This is a genomic window from Marinoscillum furvescens DSM 4134 (assembly GCF_003386095.1).
Taxonomy (GTDB): Bacteria; Bacteroidota; Bacteroidia; order Cytophagales; family Cyclobacteriaceae; genus Marinoscillum; species Marinoscillum furvescens.
Map to the genome: position 1 here is coordinate 1 of NZ_QREG01000020.1, position 2,396 is coordinate 2,396.

General features: G+C 47.9%; 1 protein-coding gene. It reads left to right on the plus strand.

What is annotated here, in order from left to right; translation table 11 throughout:
- A partial coding sequence (locus C7460_RS23855) for a beta strand repeat-containing protein (protein WP_245986448.1) occupies window positions 1–2,396 on the plus strand: 2,396 nt, incomplete at both ends.

Consider the following 2,396-nt stretch of genomic DNA (forward strand, 5'->3'; position numbering starts at 1 on the left):
GACCAGGCTCCAACGCCAGTAATCACAGGGGCACCAGCTTATGTGACGTCCAATACTCCTTATGATATTACGGTAGATTTTGGCGAAGTAGTTAGTGGATTTGTTCTTAGTGATCTTCTAGTAAGCAATGGTACAGGCAGCAATCTGGTAGACAATACCGATGGCACGTATACCATCACGATCACTCCAGATGGCAGTGGCGATATTACTTATGACATCAATGCTGGAGTAGCCACTGACGCAGCAGGCAACTCCAACAATGCCGCCACGCAGGTAACGACCATTTACGATGCTTCTGCACCTACAGTAGATATCCAGGATGAGCCCGCCATCGTCAATAGCACAAGCCCTTACACGGTCACGTTCAGCTTCAATGAAGACGTAACCGGCTTCACGCTGGCGGATATTGCAGTAGTCAATGGAGCTGCCGGCAATTTTGTAACGGTCAATGACAGCACCTACACTGCAGACATCACGCCAAATGGCACAGGCGACATCACCATCGATGTAGCAGCAGGCGTAGCGCAGGATGCAGCAGGTAATGACAACACGGCCGCTACACAGGCAGTAACCGAGTACGACGTTACCGCACCTACTCCGGTTATTTCAGGCGCTCCAACTATCGTAAACTCCACGACACCTTACGTAGTAACCATTGATTTTGGTGAAGAAGTTTCAGGGTTTGTAGCCGGAGATATTACCGTAGGAAATGGAGCTGTGACTTCCTTTACGGATAATGGAGATGGTACCTTTTCTGTGGAAATCACCCCTTCAGGCGCTGGAGATATCACATTGGATGTAGCAGCAGGAGTGGCCCAGGATGCCGCAGGTAATTCCAATAATGCTGCTACACAGGTAACTACTACTTATGATGACGATGCGCCAGTATTGTCTATAGAAAACGCACCCGATTATGTGAACTCCACAACTCCTTATACAGTCACCTTCCAGTTTTCAGAGGACGTTTCGGGCTTCGATGTATCAGACATAGGCGTGACTAATGGTTCGGCTTCTAATTTCATCGTGGTAGACGCAAACACCTACACTGCTGATATTACTCCTTCAGGTGCTGGTAACATTGTGGTAAATGTGCCAACCAGTGCAGCGCAGGATGCTGCAGGCAATGGCAGTACAGCAGATTCTGCGACGACAATCTATGATACATCTGCACCTACTCCGGCAATCACAGGAGCACCTACAGTCGTGAATAATACAGACCCGTACACCGTAACTATAGATTTTCAGGAAGCGGTTACTGGTTTCGTGTTGGGAGATGTATCGGTGACAAACGGTTCCGCATCAGGATTAGTGGACAATGGAGACGGAACATTTGATGTAACCATAACTCCATCAGGAGCCGGTGATATTTCTATTGATGTAGCGGCTGGTGTGGCGCAAGACCTTGCAGGTAATGATAACCTGGCAGCTACTACTGTCACCACGACTTACGATACAGATGCGCCTACAGTGGATATTCAGGGTGAACCCGCTATCGTAAATTCAGTGGCGACCTACACGGTTACCATTCAGTTTAGCGAAGATGTGACAGGATTTGATATTAGTGATATTCTCGTAGGGAATGGATCAAAAGGAAACTTTCAAACCACCAACGCAAGTACCTACACGGTAGACATCACTCCGGATGGCACTGGAGACATTACCATCGATGTACCAGCCGCTTCAGCTCAGGATGCTTCTACAAATGACAATGCGGCCGCAATTCAGGCGGTGACAAAGTATGATGCCACAAGCCCTACAGTAGCCATATTAAATGCTCCTGATAGTGTAAACTCGACGAATCCATATCAGGTTACTATCCAGTTTGATGAGAAAGTATCCGGGCTGTTGGAAAGCGAAGTTTCGGTCACAAATGGTGCAGTAAGCAATTTGGTGAAAACCAATGATAGCACCTATACAGCGGATATCACTCCTGATGGAACTGGTGATATTTCCATAGACATAGCAGGTGGTGCGGCTCAAGATGAAGCCGGTAACGACAATACGGTTGCTACTACAGTTACTACGGTTTACGATATCACTCAGCCTGACGTCACCATTAGCAATCAACCGGATACTGTAAACAGTACAGCCTCCTATGTGGTCAATTTCCAGTTTACGGAAAATGTGAGTGGCTTTAGCATTGCGGATATTGATGTAGGCAATGGCACGGCAAGTAATTTTGTAAAAACGGATGGTCAGAATTATTCGGCAACCATCACACCATCAGGCGCTGGCGACATCACCATAGATGTAGCGGCAGGAGTGGCCCAGGATGCTGCTGGTAACACCAACACGGCAGCCACTCAGGTGGAAACGATCTACGATGCAGACCGTCCGACAGCACGCATAGAAAATGCTCCGGCAGTAGTAGGCAATGCTTCACCGTATGATGTGGA